Origin of the sequence: Streptosporangium sp. OZ121 (assembly GCF_051918885.1) — a bacterium.
GTDB lineage: Bacteria > Actinomycetota > Actinomycetes > Streptosporangiales > Streptosporangiaceae > Streptosporangium.
Genome location: NZ_JBPXMC010000017.1, coordinates 66,021 through 89,081 on the forward strand (window position 1 = coordinate 66,021; position 23,061 = coordinate 89,081).

The following is a 23,061-nucleotide window of genomic DNA, read 5'->3' on the forward strand; positions in this document are numbered from 1 at the left end:
GGCCGGACGACCGGCCGTCAGCTCGCCGACCGGTCAACGGGGTATCGGAACGGGCTCGCTGGAGGGCATCAGTCGAACTCGCGCACCTCGAGGTTCCAGGAAAGCCGGAACCTCGTCACGGCCCTCCAGGCGATGCGCGCGTCCATGACGAACGCATGCCGCGCCGAGGCCAGCGCGTCGAAACTGCCCGGCCAGTCCGCGTCGTTCGTGCACCGGGTTATGCGGGAGCCGTCCAGGGACTCGTCGAACACCTCGCGCAGGGTGGCGCAGAAATACGCGTAGGCGGTGAAGTCCAGGCGCAGCCGGCCCACGTCCGGTGACTCGTCCGTGCCGCCCTCCGCCAGGATGTCCAGGATTTCCATCGGCGACTTCGCCGCGCTGTCTCCGTAACCGACGTCGTAGAGGATTTGGTGGAAACCCTCTACTCTGCCCAGACTCGCACCGCCCAGGGCATGGGCGATGGCACGGGCCTTACGGGCGAGCTCCTCCTGGACGAGCGCGGCGCACAGGCTCGCCAGTGTCGACGGGACCCGGGTGATCTCCGGCATGCCGTCGCCCCCGGCAAGCAGCAGGTAACGGTCGGCCTCGATCCCCTCCTGGATCTGCTCTTCGTCGGTGTCCCGCGCCATGACCAGGGACTGGTCGATGCGCACCAGCTGGCGTGCCGACCGGATCAGGTCGCGGGCGAGCCCACCTGACATCGCATGGCACAGCGCCACGTACGGCTCGCTCAGTCCGATGACCCGCCGGTACAGGAGCCTGCGGCTTTCCACATAACTGAGCAGGCCGACGCGTACGATCTCGTCGAAGGAGCTGTCGAACGCGTCCCTCAGCGGGATCCCCCTGCGCTCGAAGGCCATGAGGGCGTCATCGGAGACCGAGATCATGAAGTAGACGTGCGGCACGCCGAAAATACCCTTGATCTCGTTGAGGAAGCGCTCGGCCTGGTCGGCGGAGCCGATCTTGTCGAGTTCGTCCACGCCGATGAACACGTTGTCACCGCGGGCGTGGACGAACTCGGCGACGCGCCGGGTGAAAGAGCGAAAATGCTCCACCAGCTCCGGATAGCTGAGCGGCTGCTCGTCATGGGTGACGCTCGCGGACACCTGGCCGTCGATCCCCACGGGCAGTTTGAGCCCGCCTGACCAGCCCAGGTTTCGTGACTGCAGGAACCGCACCTTGAGCAGGTGGCGCTTGGCCGCCGCCACGATGCTCGGGGCCGGGCCGTTCGCCACCGCCTTCCGCCAGCGGCGGATGCTGCCGGTCAGCCAGTTCGAGAACCGCAGCAGCCCGAACGCGCCGGCAAGAACGGCGACAGCGGCGATCCCCTCCCGCGGTACGCCCAGGAACGCCGAGACCGAGCCAGCCCACGTGAGCAACCCGAAGATCACGATGCCGTACAGGGCGACGCGCCCGGACAGCTCGACCAGTATCCGACAGACCCTGCGCGCCCAGAAGATCCGGCGGAAGAAAACGTACTCCGCGCCATGTCGGGAGGACAATCGGGCGATCACGCTGCGGCAGAACGTGGCGAAGAGGTGGAGCACGAAGTCTCGCGCGGCGTAGTCGACGGGCGCGGAGACCATGCAGCGGAGATCTCCCGCGGAGTCGTCGGGCGGACGGGTCTCCCGGAACCGGCTCCAGTCGAAGCCTTCGCCCCCGGAGTCCGGTCGGGGAGGCCGCGGGGCCGGGCCGCAGTACTGCCGGACGATGGTCGACTTACCCGACCCCCGGGGGCCGGCGATGCCGAGGCTCATGCCCGAGACACCGTCGAGAAGTGCTTTCACCTCGTGCACGGTGCGCGTGGGCACGTTGTACGTGCTGTCGTATACCTCGCTCAGGCCAGGGCTGCTGGTCACCAGGAAGGCATGGTCGAACCGGTCGGTGCGCATCGTGTTGATGAGCGTGCGGACCTGGGCGAGCAACTCGACCCCGCTGACGGCGACGATCAGGCGGTCGCGGGCGCGTACGAGGTCGGCGTTCATCTCAGAAAAGAGATTCTCTTGGAAGAACCTCCCCTCGGAACGGCGGTTGAGCAGGCTGATCAGCCACATCGTCGCGGCCACCAGCAGTGCCGACCCACCCGCCCAGAACAGGATCCACGACCAGTCCCACAGCCACCGGGTCGCGAGGCCACAGACGATCATCGCGGCGCCCGCTGCCGCGATGCCCCGGCCCAGCCAGGCCAGCTCGCCGAACTCGTCGACGCGATGCCGGAGGTCCGTTCCGTCACGGCCGACGTCCTGCCGGTGGACCAGCTCGGCCTGGTACGCGGCGAACTCCCGCGGCGCCAGGCTCAGGATCCGCCGCGCGTCGGCCAGCAGCATCACCCGCAGCGTGCTTCCCCGCAGACCGAAATCCTCCATGGCGTTCTTTATCTCCGGCCGGGAGAGCACGTGATCCAGTGCCGTCATGTACATGTTGAACAACACGAAGTCTTCGTGCAGGGGATTGCGGTCAACGGCCATGAGTCCTCGCCGAAAGCGCCGGTGAAAGGTCCCGTCGGTCGCGCGTGACGGGAATGCCGTTGCCGGGTGGGAAGCGCGATGCCGGCCAATCGTAATGGCCTCGGACGATCGTGGACAGTGACCGTCTCGGTGACATGGCCGCCCCTGGCCGGGGCGGAAGCAGATGCGCCGCGACCTCGGCCACCGCGAGCCGTTCGCGGACCACGGGCACGACCCGTGCGGCGTGTTCACGACGAAGACGCCCTGGAAATCTCGATCCACAGGACCTGACGATCGCCTGTTCCGACGCGGGCCCCGCTGAACCAGCCCGTATCCAGGTGCGTAGCTGGGGGTGTCAGAGGCGTTGAACGTCCGTCAGGAGGAGGCCCCAGTTGGCCGGTCCCACCGATCGCAGCCGAGTGCACACCGCAGCGCACAGCCCGTCGTACTTCTCGCTCATGCGGGCCGCGCCGGAGCAGCCGGAGCAGGGGGAGGAACTGGTCGACTTCTGCATCCCCTGCAACCCCTACTTCCCGACACCGGAGGTCTTCGGCATCCTGGAACGCAACCTCGGCACGATCCTGAAGTTCTACCCCAGCGACGCCGACACGATCACCGCCGAGCTCTGCGGGGTGCTGGGCCTGAACCCGCAGACCGTCGTGATGGGCAACGGGTCGACGGAACTCATCACCTGGATCGACCACCTGCTGGTCAGGGAGAGCCTGGCCGTGCCGATCCCCACGTTCGGCCGCTGGACCGACCAGCCGATGGAGACCGGCAAGCGGGTGGACATGTACCCGCTGCCGGAGAACCAGGGGTTCGCGCTGGACGTGGACGCCTTCGTCAACTTCGTCCGGCATCGCGGCTCCCGGGTGGCGGTCATCTGCAACCCGAACAACCCCGACGGGGGCTACCTGCGCCGCCACGAGGTCATCGCCCTGCTCGACAGGCTCGTCGACCTCGACCTGGTCGTGGTGGACGAGTCGTTCATCGACTTCGTCGACGCCGAGCCGTATCCGAGCGTCGCGAACGAGGCCGCCATCCGGCCCAACGTGGTCGTGCTGAAGAGCCTCGGCAAGAACTTCGGGCTGCACGGCATCCGCTTCGGCTACATGGTGGCCAACCCCGCGCTGGCGGGCAGGGTGCGGCGCGCCCTGCCCAAGTGGAACCTGAACTCCTTCGCCGAGACCGTGGTCTTCATGATCCGCCAGCACATGTCCGAGTATCTGGACAGCCTCCGGCTGCTCGCCCTGGACCGCGAGTCGATGCGCTACCAGCTGACCCGGGTCCCCGGCCTCACCGTCTTCCCCTCCCAGGGCAACTTCCTGCTGGTACGGCTCCCCGGTGGCAGGGACGGCGCCGCGCTGCGCGACCAGCTGCTCGACGAGCACAACCTCTTCGTCCGCGAGTGCGGCGACAAACTCGGCATGACCAGCCAGTTCATGCGCCTGGTGGTCCGGCCGGAGCGGGACGTGCGGCGCCTGATCAGCGGGCTGTACGCCGTCCTCTACGAGAGCGGGAACCGGTCGCTGAGCTCGGTGCCGCCACCCCTGCCGGCACCGACCCCGACGCCTCTGTACGACCCGCTGCCCGCGTCCCTCTCGACGCCCCTGCAGACGCTTTCGCAGGCGCAGACGCCCCTGTACGAGGGCGACCGCCGCTTCGACATGCTGTCGGCCGTGCCGCCCTCCATCTGAGACGCCCGCACCCGGCCACCTGACGCCGGGGCCCTCGCCGAGGATCCGGGAGTCCGCGACGCCGGCCGAGGGACTTTCCCGTACGGACCTGGAAGAACGGTCCGAGGCGCGTTGACCGCGTACTCTTCTTGTTGTAGTAAGAGGCGGACAGCAGACGGATCTCAGCGAGGAGGCGCCCGTGCCGGACGCGGTATGGATCCTGGGCGGCTACCAGAGTGACTTCGCCCGCAACTGGTCGCGGGCCGGTCAGGGGTTCGACGAGCTCACCGGTGAGGTCGTGCGCGGCACCCTCGAGGACGCCGGTCTCGCCGCCTCCGAGGTGGACGTCATCCACGTCGGCAACGCCTTCGGCCAGCTCTTCACCGGGCAGGGGCAACTGGGCGGCATGCCCGCCACCGTCGAGCCCGGGCTGTGGGAGGTCCCCTCGGCCAGGCACGAGGCGGCCTGCGCCTCCGGAGGTGTCGCCGCGCTGGCCGCGATGGCCGACATCGAGTCCGGGCGCTACGACTGCGCCCTGGTCCTCGGCCTGGAGCTGGAGCGCACCGTGCCCGGCGACCTCGCCGCCGGGCACCTCGGCGCCGCCGCGTGGGTGGGCCACGAGGGGCGGGACGCGAAGTTCGTGTGGCCCCACATGTTCAGCGCCCTCGCCGACGAGTACGACCGGCGCTACGGCCTCGACGACGCCCACCTGCGGGCCGTCGCCGAGCTCAACCTCCGCAACGCCAGGGCCAATCCCAACGCGCAGACGCGCGGGTGGACGTTCGCCGAGGCCGCCTTCGCCGCCGACGACGAGGCCAACCCGGTGGTGGAGGGCAGGCTGCGGCGTACGGACTGCAGTCAGATCACCGACGGCGGCGCCGGGGTGGTGCTGGTCGGGGAGCGCTTCCTTTCCCGCCACCCCGGGCTCGCGCGCGAGGGCCGCCTCGCCCGGGTGCTCGGCTGGGGGCACCGGACCGTCGGGCTCCCGCTGGCGGCGAAGCTGGAGCGCAGCCGCGACGAGCCGTACGTGCTGCCGCACGTGCGCAACACGGTGCTCGACGCGTTCTCCCGCGCGGGTGTCGGCGGCGTCGACGATCTCGACGGCATCGAGACGCACGACTGTTTCACGATGTCGCAGTACGCCGCGATCGACCACTTCGGCATCACCGGACCCGGTGAGAGCTGGAAGGCCATCGAGAACGGCGACCTGGAGATCGGCGGGCGCATCCCCGTCAACCCGAGCGGCGGTCTCATCGGCGGCGGCCACCCGGTCGGCGCCACCGGGGTCCGGATGCTCCTCGACGCCGCCCGCCAGGTCACCGGCCGGGCCGGCGCCTACCAGGTCGAGGGGGCGCGCCGGTTCGGCACGCTCAACATCGGCGGCAGCACCACCACGACCGTCGGTTTCGTCGTCGGGGCCGGGTAGGCCGAGACGGAGGGCACCCGGGACGGTGGGCCGCGGGGGACGCGCGTGCTCGTGCACCCCGCGGACCGTCCCACGCGGCTTCCCCCGGGGCACACCAACGCCGTCGGCCTCACCCTGGGGCTGATCGGCGACGAGTGGAACCTGCTGATCCTGCGCCACGCGCTGCTCGGGGTGCGCCGTTACGGGGAGTGGCGGCAGGAGCTGCCCATCTCGCACGCCGTGCTGACCCGGAGGCTGGCGTTCCTCACCGAGATGGGCGTCTTCGAGCGAGTCGAGTACCAGAGCGGGGCCAGGCGGTTCGAGTACCGGCTGACCAGGCGGGGACGGGACCTGTGGCCGATGCTGCTGTCGGTGTGGGCGTGGGAGTCGCGCTGGGTGCCCGAGCACCGGGAGTCGCTGCCCAGGATGGTCCACCGGCCCTGCGGACGGGAGTTCCTGCCCGTCCTCACCTGCGCCGCCTGCTCGCGCTCCGTACGGCCCCGCGACGTCGTCGGCGGTTTCGGGCCGAGCGGCACCTGGGAACGCTCGGTGCCCGCCGCCACGACCCGCCGCCGCTCCGGCTCCACCGCCGACGGTGGCGCGGGCATGTTCCCCGAGACGATGGCGCTGGTGGGCAACCGCTGGTCGGCGGCGATCCTGGGCGCCGCCTTCCAGGGGCTGCACCGCTTCCGCGACTTCGAGCAGCGCCTGGGCGCCCCGCCCACCATCGTCGCCGACCGGCTCCGGGTCTTCTGCGGGCTCGGCGTCTTCGAGCAGGTGCCCGGCGCCGGACGGCCGGACTGGCCCAGCTACCGCCTCACGGAGAAGGGGCGCGCCTTCTTCCCCGTGACGATGACCGGCGTCGACTGGGGGCAGCGGTGGTTCCGGGCGGCCGAGGGGCCCGCCCTGGTCCACACCCACCGGGCGTGCGGGAGTGACTTCCGCACCCGGCTGACGTGCGACGCCTGCACGGCACCGCTGCGCGGGCACGGGATCGCGGTGCGAGGCCCGGCGTGAGGTGAGGACGAGACCGTTCGGCTCCCGGCCCTCACCGGAGGGCGGGAGCCGGTTCCCGCGCGGTCAGGAGGCGGGCGGTGGCGCGCTTCCGTTGTAGAACGGGTTCTCGGCCGATCGCCCGGGCGTGACGAGCAGCCGGATCACCCCGGCCTTCACCTGCCAGGCGTTCCAGACGGTCCAGTCACGTCCGACCCGGTCGGCGGGGAGCGGCTCGAAGGACAGCCCGCCCGTCTCCGCGTCGGCCCGGATGAGGCTGAACACCGCGGCCAGGCCGCGTTTCCGCGCCTCGGCCAGGATCTCGTCCACCGGGCGGCCGTTCCTCAGCCGGACCCCGGCGAACATCTCGCCGGGGGCCATGGCCAGGTCGAAGTTCGCGTACTCCTCTCCTCGCCTCGCCTGGCGCCCGAGCTTGACGTCCACCCTGCCGGTGAAGCCGGCGGGAATCCGCATCACCATCACGCACCCGGCGTCCCTGCCCGGCTCGCATCTCCCGGGAGCCGTCTCCATCGAGAGAGGGACACCGCCGAACCGGGGACCGGAGGGATCCGGCGGCGTCCCCGTGTCGGGTCCGTCGTCACCCGAGATCATCATTCCCATGATCTCTCCGACGCTGCCCGGCGAGACGGGTACCGGACGCAGCGTGACGTCCAGGCCGACCGCGCGGAACGCCTCGGTGTACTCGGCGTGGTCGGCGAACGGGTCCTTGATGCGGGCGACGTACTGCTCGCCGTCCAGCACGATGTCGACGGCGGAGTTCGCGTAGCTCGTGGCGCTCCCGTCGCGCAGCAGGCCGGGGCCGGCGACGAGTGCGGCGACGAGCACCCCGGCGGTGAGCGCCCCGGTCACCAGGCGCGGTCTCCACGACCGGCGGTGCGACGGCGAGGCCGCGGCGACCTCGGACCCGGATTCGGACACGATCGACGCCAGCAGTGCCCGCGCCCCCGCCGCGGACACCTGACCGGCCAGTTCGTCGTCGCGGACGCGGGGCGGCGGGCTCACCCGTTCATCGGTGTTCTTCACGAGGACCTCCATGTCGGGACCCGTTCGGCCCGGCTCATCGGGGTGAATTCGATCCCGGCCTCCGCCAGCCCGCGCGAGAAGCGCCGGCGGGCCCGGTGTAGCCGGATGCGTACGGCGTTGCGGGAACGGCCCAGGACGGACGCGATCTCTCCGGCGTCCAGGCCCTCCCAGGCCACGAGCGACAGCACCTCGCGATCGCCGTCGGACAGTTCACGGAAGACCCGTCCGATCGCCCTGAGCTCCATCCCCTCCGCGGGCGGTGCGGTGCGGGCGTACAGATCGGCGACGTCCTCGCGCAGCGCCGTCTGGTGGGCGTGACGGCGGATCCGACCCCGCCGGTGGTTGGCGAGGACGTTGCGCGCCACGCCGTACAGCCACAGCCTCGCCTGCTCGCCGGGTGGCAGGTCGTCCACCCGGCGCCATGCGATCTCGAACGTCTCGGCCACCACGTCGGCCGCGTCCTCCGGAGAGTCGCAGCGGCGCGTCGCGTAGCCGAGGATCTGTTCGTACGTGTCGAGATAGACCTGCTCGAACCGGGCTCTTCGGTCGTCAAGCACGGGCGGTTCCCATGGCAGGACGCCTCCTCTGGTGGGGATCGTGGACACCCATCCATGTCGAAGGCGCCGGCATCATTTCTCCCAGACCCAGAAATTTCTGGAAATGCCCCTCAGCCGGTGGCCGGTGCCCGGCCGATGCCCGCCTCGACGCGCTCGACGGCGATCATCGCGCCGAAGGCGAGCAGGTGCAGCAGGCAGTGGTCGCTGTACCGGTCGCCACGCCAGCGGGTGACGTCGTCCTCGGTGACCTGGTCCGGGGCCAGCGCCGCGAGGATCGCCAGGGTGGCCCCGGCGCGGTCGCCGGGGGACAGCGCGTCGAGTGAGGTGGCGGGCCACCCGTCGTCGGCGGGGAGATAGCCGCCGAGGTGACGGCCGACGGTGTCGCGTACCGCCGCGCGGGCGTCCTCGGACAGCAGGAACCCGCCCTTCGCCGCCGAGTCCCGCAGCGCCGCGTACGCGGGTCCGACGGTACTTTTTCCCGCCCAGGCGGGTGCGGGCCCGGCCTCGCCGTCCTTCAGCAGGAGAAGGCCGTCGCCGGAGCGGCGCCGCTCGACGGCGCGGGCGATCGGCGCGCCCTCGAAGGGGCGTGCGGTGTCCGACTCCCGCATGCCGCCGGGAAGCAGGTGCTCCGCGAGCAGTATCAGGACCATGCGGTTGACGAAGTGCAGCGCCAGCGCGGTCCCGACGTACTCCGGGGCGAGCGCCTCGGGGACGGGTGGCGCCCCCGGGGCCCCCGGTGCCCCCGGGGCCGGCAAGCCCGGGGCGCCGGTGGACCTCGCCCACCGGACGACGGCCGCGGCGTCCTCGTCCGCCGGGTCGTCACCGCGGCGGAGCGCCCGCGCGACGTCGCCTCCCCCGGACAGCTCAAGGAAGACCATATGTCCGGCTATGTCGTATTCACACCGGTTGACCTGGGAGACGGAGACCGCCACGGCCTCCTTGTGCCGGCGGGGGACGGACCCGGCCAGCAGCGACTCGCGCAGCAGAGCCCAGCCGGGGGCGAGCAGTTCGGGGGCGGGGGACATCATCATGACCGCCGGGCCGATGCTGCTGAACTCGGCGTTGACCTGGTCGTAGACGGCGGCGACCTGCCCGGTGGCGGTCTCGGGCGGCACCGGGGTGATGTGGCGGAAGAGTGAGGGCACGGAGCGTCCTTTCGCTGACGGTCGCGCTGCCGGAGGGGTTGCCCGGAGCACACCGGGTCGGGGCGGGCCGGAAGGGTTCCCCCGAACGAGCGTGGGCTGCGATCGTCGCCCCTGCGACGGCCCGCGGTCGTGGTGCCCGGGGAGGTTCTTTCGGCTACGCCGCGAGGAGCAGGGGAGGCGGCGGAACTACCGCGCCGGGATCAGCGGCGCCACCGCACGGGATCGACGCTCGCGTCCGGCCTTCCGGCGACGCCGGGGACGGGGCCGCCTGGGAACCGGAGACGTCTTCGAGGCCGCCGGGGAGTGCGGCGGATTCCCGCGGGGGCGGTGCCGCGCGAGGGGAGCACCCCGCGTCCCTCTCGGCGGCGCGCTGAGCGTGGCGGACGGGACGGTGACCGAATGGCTGGAATACTACGACCGGGCCACCCCGCCGCGCGGGACGGCTCCCGGTACGGACTTCGCGGCATGGCGACCCCCGCCCCGCAGGGCTCGGGGACACCCGGTTCCGCGACGCCGGACTCCGGGACGCCGGGCTCCGAGGTGTCCAGGCCGGGCCCGCCCGGTCATCGTCCGTCCGGGTCCGGCTCGTGGGGGGCCGGACCCGGCGGGCCGTCCGCGGCTCCCGGGGAGCCGCCGTGACCGGCGAGGACGTGACCCGCCTCCGGCTCCGGGCGGGTCGCGGGCCACCGGAGGCCCCTCGGATGTTCGCCGTCGACGGGCTTTCCGCGCGACGCGGCCGGGAAGGTGCGCGGGAAGGTGCTCGCCGGCCCCGGCCGGAGCGCTGAGCGAACACCCCGGACCGTGGTCGGGAAATCGCACTCGGTATCCGCCGTGTACTTTCTCGCGTAATGTGCGAGGTATTGCACACTTCGTGTCACCGGATACTTACCGAGCGCAGAAATCGTCAATTGCGCGAAATCCGGTCGCGCGTGCGGCAATCAATGGCCACGGCCTCTTCGCCGCCGGCCGCATTCGTGAACCGCCGCAGGTCTTGGCGTGAGTGGATCGGTCCCATTCCGGGAAAACCCGCATGGGCTCCAGAGAACACCAGGTGGGAGTGGGCGTCGCGAGCCTCCAGGGCGGGTTTTCAGCGTGTCCGGGCGGTCGCGGTCCGCGTCCGGAGCGTTCCGCGAACGAGGGAATCCGGAGGGTACCCGGCTGATGTGAAATTCATTCGGATCCGTTTCGTGAAGAATCTTCAGATGAAATCCATGCCGACAGGCTGATTCCTGACCCATAATCGCCGTCAAGAACATGGGGATCGTGAAAAGGGAGCGCTGCGTTGCACGGCAGAACCTCTCCGCTGTTCATCGGCCGGAAGCGGGAACTCGACTTCCTCGGGGAGGCGTGGGGCGAGGCCAGACGCCGTGACGCGCGGATCGTGGGCGTCCGGGGGGCGTCGGGGATGGGCAAGACCGAGCTGGTCGAACGCTTCCTGCGTACCGTGCCCGGCGTGCGGACCGTCCGCGCCTTCGGCGACGAGGACGCCCTCGCCCACCCGTGGGGGGTGCTGGAACAGATCGCCGAGCAGCTGCCGACCCCGGCGCTCGCCAGGACGCTGTCGGGCCAGTCCGAGGCGGCCTTCGTCGGGCAGGCCCTCGCGGCCGAGTTCGCCGCCGCGGACGCGCTGATCGTGGTCGTCGACGACGCGCACTGCGGCGACCGGCAGTCGATGGCCGCGCTCCGCCTGGCGGCCCGGCGCCTGCGCAACGCCCAGGTCATGCTCCTGGTCGTGCACCAGGCCCCCGGGTACGCGACGGGAGCGGCGCCGGACGCTCCCCGCCTGGAGCTCCACGAGGGATGGGAACGGATCTTCGACTCGGCGCAGGGGCGCCTGCTCCAGGTCGAGGGGCTCCCCGCCGACGACCTCGTGAGGCTCGCCGTCGCGACCGGCCACGACGGGCTCACCCCCTCCGGCGCCAGAAGGCTGCACGAGCACACCGACGGCAACGCGCTGCACTCGGTCCTCCTGCTGGACCAGGTGGAGATGCACTCGATCAACTTCGGCAACGGCCCGCTGCCCGCCCCCCGCGGCATGACGCAGGCCGTCGTGGCGCGGCTGGCGTCGTGCGGCCGCCGTACCCGCGAGGTCGTCGGCGCGGCGGCGGTGCTCGGCCGCCGCTTCGGCCTGGCCGACCTGCGCGCGCTCTCCGGCGTCGACGACGCCACGACGCCTCTCGCGGAGGCCGTCGACGCCGGGCTGGTCAAGGAGATTCCCGGGACGGCGGGGCAGGAGTTCGCGTTCACCACCCTGCTCGTCTGGGACCGCATCTACTACGACTCCGGCGTCGAGCGCCGCCGTGCCCTGCACCGCAACGCCGCCCTGCTCGGCGGTCCCGGCGCGCTGTGGCACGGGATCGCGGCGTCCGGCGGCGGTACGGACGGTGAGCTCGCCGCGCTGGCGCAGGAGGAGGCCCAGTCCCTGCTGTCGCGCGGCAGGCTCCCCCTGGCGGCGGTGTACGCCCGCCACGCCGCGGAGCTGACCCCGCCGGGACCGGACAGGGTGGCCCGCCTGCTGACGGCCGTGGAGACCCTGCTGGTCTCCGGTGACGCCACCGTCGCCCGGCGCTACGAGAGCGAGATCCTCGCGGCGCCGCGAGGCCCCTGGCGCGACTACGTCGCCGGCTACCAGGCCCTGATCTCCGGGCGCGTCGCGGAGGCCAAGCTGCTGCTGGTCCAGGCGCTGGGCGCCGCCGGGCGCGACAGGGCGGAGAGCCCGCACGCGCCCGCGGACCTGCGGGCGCGCATCGCGGCCCAGCTCGCGATCATCGGGGTGGTCGAGATCTCCTACCCCGAGATGGTCGAGTACGGCACGGCGGCCGTCGCGGCGGGCAGCCACGAGCCGTGGGTGCGCGCGTTCGCCTGGTTCGCCCAGTCCCTGGGCTGGACCCTGGCCGGACGGGCCGAGGAGGCGCTGGCGTCCCTGGCGGACGCCGACCTGCCGGGTTCGGTGGCCGGGCTGGACGGGCTGGTGGCCAGGGGAATGATCCGGCTGTGGACCGACGACCTGGAGGGCGCGTCCGCCGACCTGCGGGAGAGCGTCGCGCGGGCCACGCGCGGTGAGGCGCTGCGGGTCGGCCAGGCACTCGGCTTCCTGGGCGAGGCCGAGTACCGGCGGGGCAGGCTCGACGACGCCGTGCAGTTCACCCGGCTCGCCGTCGGCGACGCCGAGGAGAACGAGCGGGTCTGGGACTACGCGCTCCTGCACTCCCTGGCGTGCTTCCCCCGCGCGGCCCGGGGAGAGTGGGACCTGGCGCGCGAGCACGCCCGCCAGGCCACGGAGTGGGCGCCGCTCGTCGAGAGCAGGGCGAGCCTCGCCTACGCGGCGGGGGCGCGCGCGGCGATCGCCCAGGCCCAGGGCGACGTCCAGCGGCTGCTCAGCGCGGCCGAGGCCATCGAGCTGCACTACGACTCCCTGGAACCGGGCACCCACCTGTTCGGCCCGATCGGCGCCGACGCGCTCTCCCGGCTCGGCCGGGCCGACGAGGCGGACGTCGCGCTGGGCGTCTTCAGCGACAGGGCCGCGTCGAGCGGGCGCCGCTCGACCCTGATGTCCATCGCCAGGGTGCGGGGCCAGATCGCCGCCGTCCGGGGCGACCACGCGGGCGCCGTACGGGAGTGCGAGGAGGCCCTCTCCCTGGCCCGCGAGGTGGGCCTGCCGATCGAGGCAGGCAGGATCGACCTGGTGATGACGCGCTCCCAGCACGCCCGGGGCCGCCACGCCGAGGCGGAACGGCTGCTGAGGCGGGCGCTGGTCACCTTCAACCGTACCGGCGCCGCGGCCTACGCCGCCCTCGCCCTGAAGACGGCCGGGGAGCTCAGGCTTTCCGTGGACGGCCCCAACGCCGCCTTCAGCAGTCTCACCGGGGCCGAGCGCGAGGTCGTGGCGATGGTCTGCGAGGGCATGACCACCCGTCAGATCGCGCAGAAGCGCCTGGTGGCGATCAGCACCGTGGAGACGCAGCTGAACCGCATCTACGCGAAGCTGAACGTCACCAGCCGGGTCGAGCTCCGCGCGGTCCTGTCCGACCCCGACGAATGACGAATGACGAGTAAGGCGAACGGACGGCATCCGGCTCGCGCGAAACGGCGCCGCGGCCCCGCCGGTGTACGGGAAACGGGCATGTCGGGGTTTGTCGTGCCATCCGTAGGGGTGGTACCTGGACGCTTTCCCGGTCTCCGGCCACTACCGTGAGCGACTGCCAGAGCGCCGGGAGAGCGGTGCCGCCGACAGGAGGCCGGAATGCGGTTGACCATCGACGTCCAGAGGACCGCCACCGGTCACATCGCCGGGACGGTCGAATCCGATGACTGCGCGCCGCCCGTCCCCTTCCACGGTGTCATCGAGCTGGTCACCCTCCTGGAAACCCACCTGGACGGATGATCGCGCGAGAGGGTGCCGCGTGCCCGCCGGCGCGGAAGGCAGTCGTCCACGGAGTGTCACGCCAGGGGGGAGAGCATCAGATGGGCACCACGTCCCACCTCGGGAGGGAACACCGCCGCCGGCCGGCGGCGGGCCGGGCGTACCACCGGCCGCCGGTCGTGACGGTCCCGCGGGCCGTAAGGGTTGTAAGGGCCGTGAGGACCGAGCCGGGCAGGCAGGGCGCGCCGGACATGCGGGGCGTTCCGGTCGTACGGGCCGGGTGGAACGGCCGCGCGGGATCGGCCGGGGCCGCCACGTGAACGCCACCATGACGGTCTTCGCACCGCCGACCGAGAGCGGCCACGACCTGCTGGACAACTGGATACGGCCGATCTGCGCGAGGCTGGGGGTCCGCCTGGCGGTCGCTCTTCCCGGTGCCGGCCAGAGCACCGCGCTCGCGGCGCAGCGGGCGTCGACCTTCGTCGTGTGGGACTGCTCGGTCGAGGGACCCGAGGACGTCTACGCGGCCTTCAACATGCGCGCCAAACTCGACCCCGGCAGCATCGTCCTCAGCCGCACCCCGCTGCCCCGCAACGTGCTGACCCGCGCCAGCCACGCCCCCGTGCACGGCGAGACCCTGGGCAACCCGGAGCTGGGCGAGTGGCTGGAGCGGCGCCTGCGCCGCGCGCTGGGCACGGTCCGCCTGCCCGCGCCGCGCCTGCCCGCGCCCCGGGAGCACTACTGGATGTTCGACAACCCGGCCGACTACTTCCTCAGCTTTCACGGCGACCACCGGCAGGAGGCGGGGGAGTGGCGCGCGGGCTTCGAGAAGGCCCACTCGGTCACCGTGCGGATGGTGCCGCCCCGCGAGTACTCCTACCCGGCCGAGGTGGTCACCCGGCAGCAGATGTGGGAGGGCGTGGCGCGGCTGATGTACGAGATCATCGCGACGGGGAGGGCCATCGTCCATCCCGCGCCCGACTACTTCTCGTCGTTCTGGACGGTGAGCGAGCTGCTGGCCACGCTGTGGCTGCTGCCGCGCGGTTCCACGCCGCCCATGATCACCTCCGCGTACGCCGCCCGGCCCTCGGGCGGCATCCGGCGGCTGGAACATCTCACCGCCCGTGCCGTCCTGGGCGTCCCCCTGCTGGGCGACGCCTACGCCGACCGCTTCGCCAGGCTCATCAACAACTCCGACCCGATCACCACCGCCCCGCGGGTCCGCAGGCCTCCGGCGGGCCGGGGAGAGGCCGTCACCGAGACGGCCAAGCGGGTCGGCCGGCACGATCCCGAACTGGCGGCCTCACCATTCTGGGACGAGATGCGGGTGCCCTGCCCGGTCTGCGCCCCCCGGGGCAGGGCCGCCGCGAAGGTCGACTGGGACCGGCACCTGGACCTGTCGTGGGACGAGCGGGGAGTGGATCACTACGGCTACTTCACCGCGCGGCGCGAGGACCTCGGCACCGGAGGAATCCGCTGCCCCGGGTGCCGTACCCACCTGAGGCTCGTCAACGAGCACGGCGTCCGCACGCTCTGGACACCCCTCCCCGAAGGGGAACCCGAACGGGACCGGCCGGTCATCCAGCGCGATCCCGTCTGGCAGGTGCTGCCGGACGGGCCGCGGGGCGCCGAACCGCTTTCCAGGAGGAAGGACTCCGACGCCGTTCTCGACCTCCAGGGCAGGTGGCCCACCGCCGAGACGAGGGGGGCGTCGGCGCGCAGCTTCGTCTGACCGCGCGAGGCCTTCTTCGGGTCTCGTCACCCCGCGAACGGGAGCGTTCCAAAACATCGGCCGACCTGGTCGTCGCCCTCGACGGGGCCAGGCCGGCGAGAGGTCGGTGAGAGGTGTTGAGAGTTCGGTGAGAGGAGGTTCGGTGAGAGGAGGCGAGAGGGATCCCGTGGACCGCGAGCGCCGCCTGGCCCTGTCGCTGAGCCGTCGCTCCAGCGAGCTCGCGGCCGCCGGACGCCACGAGGAGGCGCTCGCCGCGAGCGAGGAGGCGCTGGAGATCACCCGGCGGCTGGCCGGGGACGACCGCGACACCTACCTCCCCGACCTGGCCCTGTGCCTGGCCGGCGCGGCGATGCGGTACGTCCGGCTGGGCCGCAGGCACGACGCGGTCGAGGTGGGGCGCGAGGCGGTGGCCGTCAGGCGCGAGCTGGTGGAGGCACGTTCCGACGAGTACCTGCCCCACCTGGCGGGTTCGCTGAACGGCCTCGCCTGCGACCTGGGCCGGATCGGCATGCCGGAGGCCGCCCTGGACGCCGCCCGCGAGGCGGTCGGCATCTACGAGGGGCTCGCCGTCCGGAGCCCGGCGGCACACGAGCCGAGCCTCGCGATGGCGCTGCACACGCTGGCTCAGCGGACGGCGGCGCTGGGGCGGCTGGAGGACGCCGTGCTCCACAGCACGAGAGCCGTCTCGATCCGGCGGCGGCTCGCCACGGAGAACCCGCCCGCCTACTCGGTGGCCTTCGCCACCGCGCTGCACGGCCTCGGCTGGCAGCTGGCCGCACTCGGGCGCCGCGAGGAGGCCATCGCCGCCTACGCCGAGTCGGTCACGATCCGCCACCGGCTGGCCCGATCGGAGGACGCCCGGGCCGCCGACCACGACTACCTGGCCGCCGTGGCGGGGGAGTGGGCGGACCTCCTCATGGACGCGGGGCGCCTCCCGGCGGCCATGGAGCCACTGGAGATCGCCAGAACCGCCTCCCTGCGCGCCGGCGACACCGAACGGGCGAACCGCCTGGCCGCCCTGATGGAACGTTCCGGAAGCAGCCGCGTCTGAGCCTCCGCCTCCCGTACGGGCTGGTCGGCTCCGGCTCCCGTACGGAGAGGTGAACACGGAGGTGAGGGCGAGATCCGCGTCCCGCGCGGGAGGAGGGGACTCGCGCGGGCCGGGGCCCGCGTGCGGGAGGGGAGACCCGCGCGCGGGCCATGAGCAGCGCGCGGCCTCGGCCGGCGATCGGGGTTCGTGACCCCGGCCCGGGTGACCCCTCCATCACCCAGGCCGGGGTCCTACCCGGCGGTGGGCCGGGTGCTCTGGCGGTCGCGGGCGCGCTCGTGGGCGTGGTCGCGAGCAGGATCGCGGGTGCGGTCGCGCGCCGGGACCGCCCTCGTCACGCGAAGCATCCGCCCACGCCCTGGCGCGCGCCCCGGTTGAAGGCGCCCAGGCGTTGCGCGGCGGTGCCGTGGTCGCTCACATCGGTCCAGGGAGTGTCGTCGGCGTGCTCCCGCAGAGCCGCCGAGATCTCCGCGGTGTCACCGGCCTCGAAGTACAGGATGCCGTCATCGGCGGCTCCGAAGAGCGCCGCCCCGGCGAGGCAGTCGGCCTGGAGTTCGAGCTGCCGGGACAGCAGCCTCTCGGGAAGGCGGGCCTGGACGGCATGGCTCCACTCGTGCGCGATGATCAGATAGACCCAGGCGTCCCCCTGCCGGTATCCCATTCGCATGAGGTCGACGTCCCACGCGACGAAGTCGTAGGGCGGCCAGCAGTACAGGGCGTTGTCATCGGGAAGGGGATATCCCTGGCACGTCGGCGCGTCGCCCCACGCGCCGTCGTACGCGCCGAGAACGCGCGGGGGTGAATACCTGCCGGGGAAGAACTCCGACCAGTGCGTCGCCCAGAACCGGTTGATGGCGTATTGGGCACTGCGAATGTCCTCGTTGATGTCGTCGAGGCTCCTCGCGGCGGCGGGTCTCACCGGGGCGGTCCCGCTCGTCGTGGCGGCCGCGGTGCCGGTGGGGACCGCGATCAGCGCGCCGACGAGCAGCGCGACGAGTGCGAGACGAGTGGTTCTCCGTCGTGAAGCGGCCATGGGCTTCTCCCCTGTCGCTGGCGGCCACATACCGGATGCAATGGTTTATCGCAGGGCTTTTTCGCAGAGCACGGTCACCATATGGGGAAAGGTAATACGAGAGAAGCGCTATCGCGAGATCGTATGGAATATCGCGTTAATTAGTCGCTGGATTCGGGGGATTAGAGGCGCGTCGTAAATCAGGGCGAAGCAGGAGCGGGCACCGGAGGGCACTCCGGCGCCGACGACGTATCCGATTCGCGGGCGGGGACGATCGTGACGGCCACGCCGAACAGCCGAGTCACCTGGAAAGGCCTCCCGCCGTGCGTCGTGAAGTCTTCGTCAACAAGCGCGCCCTATCATGCCGAGCATGGAAACCGGCGACGGCAAAAGCACCGTCCTCGACGAGGAGCAGTTGGACCGCCTCGCGGGGTACGGCGAGGCGGAGGATGTCCGGGAGGAGCAGAACCTGTACTCCTCAGGTGACACCGCCTACGACCTCTTCCTGCTGCGGACGGCGACGGTGGATGTCGTCAGGAACGCGACGGCGATCGAGCCGGAACGCCTGATCTACCGGCGCGGGCCGGGCGAGTTCCTCGGCGAGCTCAACCTGCTGACCGGTCAGCAGGTCTATCTGACGGCCCGCGTCGCAACCGCCGGAACCGTCGTCCGGATCCCGGCGCACGCCCTGCGCCGGGTCCTCGCCGAGCAGGTCGACATCGCCGACGTGCTGATCGAGACGTTCCGGGCACGGCGCGAGCTCATGCGGTCCGCGGCCGGCAGCGCGCTGGAGATCGTCGGCCGGCCGGATACCGCCGAGACGCTTTGCCTGCGCACGTACGTGACGCAGATGCTCCTGCCGCACGCATGGCTCGACGCGACGTCACTGTCCGGGCGCGCGCTGTTGAGGTCGACCGGCACCGGCGAGGACGACCTCCCGATCGCGGTGACGAACGGCCTGGTGCTGCGCCGCGCCACCCCGGGAACGGTCGCCGAGGCGCTCGGCCTGACCTATCACGCCACGGATTGCATCCCCGATCTCGTCGTCGTCGGCGCCGGACCGGCCGGTCTGGCAGCGGCGGTCTACGGTGCCTCCGAGGGCCTCGCCACCGTGCTGCTGGACGGCTGCGGGATCGGCGGCCAGGCCGCGAAGAGCGCCCGGATCGAGAACTATCTCGGCTTCCCGCAGGGGGTCAGCGGTGAGGAGCTGACCCGGCTGGCGATGATCCAGGCGCTCAAGTTCGGCGTCCAGATCTTCTCCCCCTGCAAGGTCGTCGGCCTGGACCTGTCCGAGGAGAGGCGACCGGTGGTGGAGCTCAAGGACGGCTCCCGCATCGAAACCTCCACGGTGATCGTCGCCACCGGAGCGCACTACCGGCGCCTCGACATCCCGCGATGGGCGGAGTTCGAGGAAAGAGGCTGCATCCGGTACGCGGCGACCGAACTGGAGGTCCTCAGGTACGAGTCACAGCCGGTGGCAGTGGTCGGCGGTGCCAACTCGGCCGGGCAGGCGGCCCTGTCCCTGGCCGCTCGCGGTTGCACGGTGAACCTGGTGGTGCGAACCGCCGACCTCGGGGCGAAGATGTCGGCGTACCTGGCAGACCGGATCCTGGCCCATCCCCGGATCCACGTCCGGACGGCGAGCACGGTGCGGCACCTCGACGGGGACGAGACCCTCACGTCGATCGTCGTGACAGACGCCGCCGGCGAGTCGGAGCGGCTGGACTGCCGAGGGCTGTTCTGCTTCATCGGCGCCACACCGGAGTCGGACTGGATGAAGGACATCGCGAAGGACGACCACGGCTTCGTCGTCACGGACAGCCGCCTGCCCCCGGGGGCGCACGAGGCACCGCTGCCTTTCCAGACCAGTGCGCGCCACGTCTTCGCGGTGGGCGATGTCCGTTCGAGCTCGACCAAGCGGGTGGCCACCGCGGTCGGAGAGGGCGCGGGCGCCGTCTCCTCGGTCCACGCGGTCCTCGGCGGCTGAGGCGGGCCTCGCGGCCCGGACCGGCGCTGAAGTCCAGACGACCCCTTGCTCGACCATCCCTTGCGACTCCTCTGGTATCGGGGCCTTGGATCGCGAATGCGGCGGACACGCCCGTGACGGCGCTCCTCGTCCCGGCCCTTCCACCCGGCGGGTCCCACGCGCACGGCGTGCCCGGACGCGCTCATGCCGGGTCCGGAGTCGGATGGCAGGGCCGGTCCGGCGGAGCCGCGATGCCTGTCAGATCGGAGCGTTCACCGCGACCGGGATGCCGAGCTGGGTGTACCACTCCAGCTGGTCGTAGTAGTCACGGTCGGTGACGATGAACCCGTTCTCGAAACTGGCCACCGCGGCGCCGCGCACCGCGATGTGCCGGCCCGTGGCTTGCAGCACGGTGCCGTCGGCGAGCAGGAAGGGTCCGTCGTGCGTGCCGGTGAGCATGTATTCGGTGACCGCGGGATCGTCGAGCACAGGCTTGTTCCAGGCGGTGAACCTCATGTCCGGGAACCCCTCGAACAGGTGCGCGTAGTACCAGCCGATCTGCTCGCGCCCCTCCACGATCCCCGCGGGCGAGACCAGGATGGCCTCCGGGGCGAATCCTTGCACGATGCCCTCCACATCGTGCTCGTTGAAGGCATCGATGATCTTGTCTTTGAGCTGCCGGGCACTCGTCATCGGCACCACCCCCACTCGCGCCCCGCGCGCATCCCCAGGTTAACACCCCTCTCTCGGAGGAGCCGGGGCCCCGAGGCCGGCACGAGCAAAACCGTCAAGGTCCCGCTCCCGCTCCTGCTCCCGCTCCCGCTCCCGCTCCCGCTCCCGCTCCCGGTCTCGGTCTCGGTCTCGGGTTCAGGTGACCACCCGTACGGTCCAGCGTCGGGAGTGGCCGCGGTGGTGGCCGCCGATACGGTGATCGGGGGTGATTCCTGCCTCTTCGATCCGCTGTGCGGACCGGCGAGCCGCCTCGGTGCGGACGGTGACCACTCGGTTGGCCTTGACCTGGGTCATGCCGCGCCGTGCGCTCTCGGCATCGAGGTCGGCGATGAACTTGTCGGGGTCCACGTCGTCGCGGATGTGGAAACAGATGTGCATCGACCGCGGATAGGCCGGGCTCATGTGATCACGTGGCTCGGCGAAGCTGTGGCCCGTGCCGGAGGGTTGCGTCGCGTCCCGATACTGGAGAAGCTCGATCACCACGTTCCCAAAGTGCACGAACCGGACGTCCGGCCGCTGTGTCCCACCGGCGAGATCGGGCACACCGATCGTGGCGGGGCTGATGCCCTCCTCGGCTGCCAGGATCTCCTGGTCGGTCAGCAGAGTGTCGTGAATCGCCTGGCCGTGGAAGTCGCCGTCCCGGTGTGCCGTAGGCTTCTTTTTCCATTCATGCACCTCTCTCGCCCTCCGTTTCAATAAAGACGGTATGGTTAACGGGGCAGCACTCCAATCACTATAGTCTTTCTGAAAAAAGCGCTCCGCATCGACGTGAACTCCCTTCTCTTGAACGGTATGGGCCTTCACCCGCCGAACCCCGTCACGGAGCGTGAGGCCAGGAGGACGGTGGCGGAGCAGTGTGAAGTCGGCGAGGCCGTGCATGTGCGCATGACCACCTTTTCTCGGTGTTCACGCCGATGACGGGGATCCCCATTGGGCTACGCCTTGATACTCGTTTCCTCGGTCATCTCACTTCTTTCGTCGGCCGAGGGCGAACCGCCGTGCAAAAAAGCTCTGCCTGAATTCAGGTGGTGGTTGCAGGAATTCCAGGTGAGGCTGACCCGCATCGGAGCCGGGAGCGGAACCGGTCTCTGCGGTCGGCGCCTCGCGCGACGGCACGTGTTGTCGGGACGGCCTTGTCCCCTCCCGAGGGGAGAGATCCGGCGTCTGCCGGCACACATGATCACAAGCCCACCTGACCTCGACCGGATCCGGGAGTGGTCCCGCCGTCGCCGCCGTCACCGCTACGCCGCAAAGATCGGCCACTACCGGCGAGGACAGCCGCCGATCACGAACTGACGCCGGAGTACTGGGCAGCCGGGGGAGCGGAGCTCTCGCGGACGACGAGGTCGGTGGAGAGCTCGACCCGGCGCGGCTCGGGTGACTCGCCGCGGGAGATGCCCAGGGCCATCCGGGTGGCGAGGAAGGCCATCTCCTCCAGGGGCTGGCGGACCGTGGTGAGCGGCGGCCAGGCGGACCTGGACAGGGGCAGATCGTCGAAGCCGACGACGCTCAGGTCGTCGGGGACGCGCAGCCCGCGCTGCCTGGCCACCTCGAAGACGCCGAAGGCCTGCAGGTCGCTGCCGGCGAAGATGGCGGTGGGTCGGTCGGGCAGCGAGAGCAGGGTGTGGCCGTGGTCGTGGCCGGAGCCGACGAGGAAGTCGCCGTGCAGGATCAGCGCGGGGTCGACCTCGACCCCCGCCGTCTCCAGCGCGGCCCGGTAGCCGTCGATGCGGGCGCGGCTGCACAGCACGTCGGGCGGGCCGCCGATCATGCCGATCCTGCGGTGGCCGAGTTCCAGGAGATGCCGGGTGGCGGTCAGGCCGCCCTGCCAGTTGGTCGCGCCCACCGAGGCCACGCCGGGGGCCGGCTCGCCCTCGGGGTCGACGACCACGAAGGGGATCGAGCGGGAGTTGAGCCGGTCGTACCGCTGTGCCGAGAGCCGGGAGCCGACGATGATCACACCGTCGGTGCGGCGGGCGGCGAGCCGGTCGAGCCAGTCGCGGCCGGGACCCTCGTGGGTGTGCAGGACGGAGATCACGATGCTGGCCTCGGCCTCCGCGGCCGCCTTCTCCGCACCGCGGATGAGCTCCATCGCCCACGGGCTCTCCAGCTCGGCGAAGATCAGGTCGATCAGGCCCGCCGGACCGTCGGTGCCGGTCGCGCGCCGGATGTAACCGTGCTCGCGCAGGAGCCGCTCGACCCGCCTGCGGGTCTCCGGCGACACCTCGGACCTGCCGTTGATCACCTTGGAGACCGTGGGGGCTGAGACGCCCGCCTCCTCGGCGATACGGGCGATCGTCACCCGGGGCTTACCTGGCATGACCGGCAGCATATCCGAAACCTTTCGGAGTGTGCCCGGTGGCCTGGGAATACGTTTCTTCCTCCTCTTGGAGCTCTCGCGCGGTACGCCACCCGCGCTTGAACGTTTTCTGCGAACCCCGGACGGAAAAATTTTTGTGATCGACAGAAATGTTCACCGGCTCGTATCGCGGTTGTGAGCGCCAACGCGCGCTTCCACGGACGCCCGGGCTTCTCGCGGCGGCCGCTCAGTCCGCCGCCGACGGGTTCGGGCTCGGGTTCGTTCGCAGGGCCAGCGTACGGGCCGCGTGTTCGGTCCACGCCGTGAGGAACACCTCCCGGCCCAGCTCACCCGGCGTGTGGCCGATGAGGAGTTCCAGCAGCGGGAGGTAGGTCAGCGACGAGAGGAGCACGGCGGCCGTGGCTTCCGGGTCGGCCGCCTCCACCACGCCCAGCGCCCGCTGGGCCTCGATCCAGGCGGCGCACTCGTGGTAGAGGGTGGCGAGCACGCCCTGCCACATCGGCTCGAAGATCTCGGGGAACGCGGTGAACTCGCGCAGCATGATGCGCACCAGGTCCTTGTCGCCGTCGATCACCTCCCACACGGCCCGCGCCATCAGGCAGGTGGGGGCACGTCAACGGT

General features: G+C 71.3%; 17 protein-coding genes. 8 read left to right on the plus strand and 9 right to left on the minus strand.

What is annotated here, in order from left to right:
• Positions 1 to 68: 68 nt before the first annotated feature.
• The gene (locus ACTOQ1_RS26850) at positions 69 to 2,468 is read right to left on the minus strand and encodes a hypothetical protein (RefSeq protein WP_440070774.1); all 2,400 of its coding nucleotides are present in this window, start codon (positions 2,466 to 2,468) and stop codon (positions 69 to 71) included.
• A 371-nt stretch (positions 2,469 to 2,839) separates the two neighbouring features.
• Between ACTOQ1_RS26850 and ACTOQ1_RS26855 the strand changes: the two genes are divergently transcribed.
• The 3 genes from ACTOQ1_RS26855 to ACTOQ1_RS26865 all read left to right on the plus strand — a co-directional run bounded on the left by ACTOQ1_RS26855 (position 2,840) and on the right by ACTOQ1_RS26865 (position 6,545).
• The gene (locus tag ACTOQ1_RS26855) at positions 2,840 to 4,144 is read left to right on the plus strand and encodes a pyridoxal phosphate-dependent aminotransferase (RefSeq protein WP_440070775.1); all 1,305 of its coding nucleotides are present in this window, start codon (positions 2,840 to 2,842) and stop codon (positions 4,142 to 4,144) included.
• Between the two features lie 178 nt (positions 4,145 to 4,322).
• Positions 4,323 to 5,549 carry an acetyl-CoA acetyltransferase gene (locus ACTOQ1_RS26860; protein ID WP_440070776.1) on the plus strand — a complete coding sequence of 409 codons (1,227 nt, stop codon included), beginning with the start codon at positions 4,323 to 4,325 and terminating at the stop codon, positions 5,547 to 5,549.
• Between the two features lie 45 nt (positions 5,550 to 5,594).
• Positions 5,595 to 6,545: a winged helix-turn-helix transcriptional regulator gene (locus ACTOQ1_RS26865; protein ID WP_440070777.1), complete on the plus strand. Its 951-nt coding sequence runs from the start codon at positions 5,595 to 5,597 to the stop codon at positions 6,543 to 6,545.
• A 63-nt stretch (positions 6,546 to 6,608) separates the two neighbouring features.
• Here ACTOQ1_RS26865 and ACTOQ1_RS26870 read toward each other — a convergent pair whose 3' ends face one another.
• From ACTOQ1_RS26870 to ACTOQ1_RS26880, 3 genes are all read right to left on the minus strand, one after another.
• Positions 6,609 to 7,565, minus strand: a complete 957-nt coding sequence (locus ACTOQ1_RS26870) for a hypothetical protein (RefSeq protein ID WP_440070778.1) — start codon at positions 7,563 to 7,565, stop codon at positions 6,609 to 6,611.
• On the minus strand, positions 7,562 to 8,122 hold the full coding sequence (locus ACTOQ1_RS26875; RefSeq protein ID WP_440070779.1) for an RNA polymerase sigma factor: 561 nt from the start codon (positions 8,120 to 8,122) through the stop codon (positions 7,562 to 7,564). Before ACTOQ1_RS26875 ends, ACTOQ1_RS26870 begins: the two co-directional genes overlap by 4 nt.
• A 110-nt stretch (positions 8,123 to 8,232) precedes the next feature.
• Positions 8,233 to 9,267 (minus strand): carboxymuconolactone decarboxylase family protein, encoded by a 1,035-nt coding sequence (locus ACTOQ1_RS26880; protein WP_440070780.1) that lies wholly within the window; start codon positions 9,265 to 9,267, stop codon positions 8,233 to 8,235.
• A gap of 1,282 nt (positions 9,268 to 10,549) precedes the next feature.
• Between ACTOQ1_RS26880 and ACTOQ1_RS26885 the strand changes: the two genes are divergently transcribed.
• From ACTOQ1_RS26885 to ACTOQ1_RS26900, 4 genes are all read left to right on the plus strand, one after another.
• Entirely contained in the window at positions 10,550 to 13,309 is a 2,760-nt protein-coding gene (locus ACTOQ1_RS26885) for an AAA family ATPase (RefSeq protein ID WP_440070781.1), read from the plus strand.
• A 201-nt stretch (positions 13,310 to 13,510) separates the two neighbouring features.
• The gene (locus ACTOQ1_RS26890; RefSeq protein ID WP_440070782.1) at positions 13,511 to 13,651 is read left to right on the plus strand and encodes a hypothetical protein; all 141 of its coding nucleotides are present in this window, start codon (positions 13,511 to 13,513) and stop codon (positions 13,649 to 13,651) included.
• A 295-nt stretch (positions 13,652 to 13,946) separates the two neighbouring features.
• On the plus strand, positions 13,947 to 15,362 hold the full coding sequence (locus ACTOQ1_RS26895; protein WP_440070783.1) for a hypothetical protein: 1,416 nt from the start codon (positions 13,947 to 13,949) through the stop codon (positions 15,360 to 15,362).
• 142 nt (positions 15,363 to 15,504) lie between these two features.
• Complete coding sequence (locus ACTOQ1_RS26900) at positions 15,505 to 16,413, plus strand: tetratricopeptide repeat protein (RefSeq protein WP_440070784.1); 909 nt, start codon at positions 15,505 to 15,507, stop codon at positions 16,411 to 16,413.
• Between the two features lie 331 nt (positions 16,414 to 16,744).
• On the opposite strand, the gene ACTOQ1_RS26905 is transcribed toward ACTOQ1_RS26900, so the two are convergent.
• The gene (locus ACTOQ1_RS26905) at positions 16,745 to 17,443 is read right to left on the minus strand and encodes a neutral zinc metallopeptidase (protein ID WP_440070785.1); all 699 of its coding nucleotides are present in this window, start codon (positions 17,441 to 17,443) and stop codon (positions 16,745 to 16,747) included.
• Between the two features lie 349 nt (positions 17,444 to 17,792).
• Here ACTOQ1_RS26905 and ACTOQ1_RS26910 point away from each other — a divergent pair, with 349 nt between their 5' ends.
• Positions 17,793 to 19,409: an FAD-dependent oxidoreductase gene (locus tag ACTOQ1_RS26910; protein WP_440070786.1), complete on the plus strand. Its 1,617-nt coding sequence runs from the start codon at positions 17,793 to 17,795 to the stop codon at positions 19,407 to 19,409.
• 237 nt (positions 19,410 to 19,646) lie between these two features.
• Here ACTOQ1_RS26910 and ACTOQ1_RS26915 read toward each other — a convergent pair whose 3' ends face one another.
• The 4 genes from ACTOQ1_RS26915 to ACTOQ1_RS26930 all read right to left on the minus strand — a co-directional run bounded on the left by ACTOQ1_RS26915 (position 19,647) and on the right by ACTOQ1_RS26930 (position 23,035).
• On the minus strand, positions 19,647 to 20,081 hold the full coding sequence (locus tag ACTOQ1_RS26915) for an ester cyclase (protein ID WP_440070787.1): 435 nt from the start codon (positions 20,079 to 20,081) through the stop codon (positions 19,647 to 19,649).
• 174 nt (positions 20,082 to 20,255) lie between these two features.
• Positions 20,256 to 20,999: a hypothetical protein gene (locus ACTOQ1_RS26920; RefSeq protein ID WP_440070788.1), complete on the minus strand. Its 744-nt coding sequence runs from the start codon at positions 20,997 to 20,999 to the stop codon at positions 20,256 to 20,258.
• Positions 21,000 to 21,405: 406 nt separating this feature from the next.
• On the minus strand, positions 21,406 to 22,440 hold the full coding sequence (locus ACTOQ1_RS26925; RefSeq protein ID WP_440070789.1) for a LacI family DNA-binding transcriptional regulator: 1,035 nt from the start codon (positions 22,438 to 22,440) through the stop codon (positions 21,406 to 21,408).
• 226 nt (positions 22,441 to 22,666) lie between these two features.
• Positions 22,667 to 23,035 (minus strand): TetR/AcrR family transcriptional regulator C-terminal domain-containing protein, encoded by a 369-nt coding sequence (locus ACTOQ1_RS26930; protein ID WP_440070790.1) that lies wholly within the window; start codon positions 23,033 to 23,035, stop codon positions 22,667 to 22,669.
• Between the last annotated feature and the right edge of the window lie 26 nt (positions 23,036 to 23,061).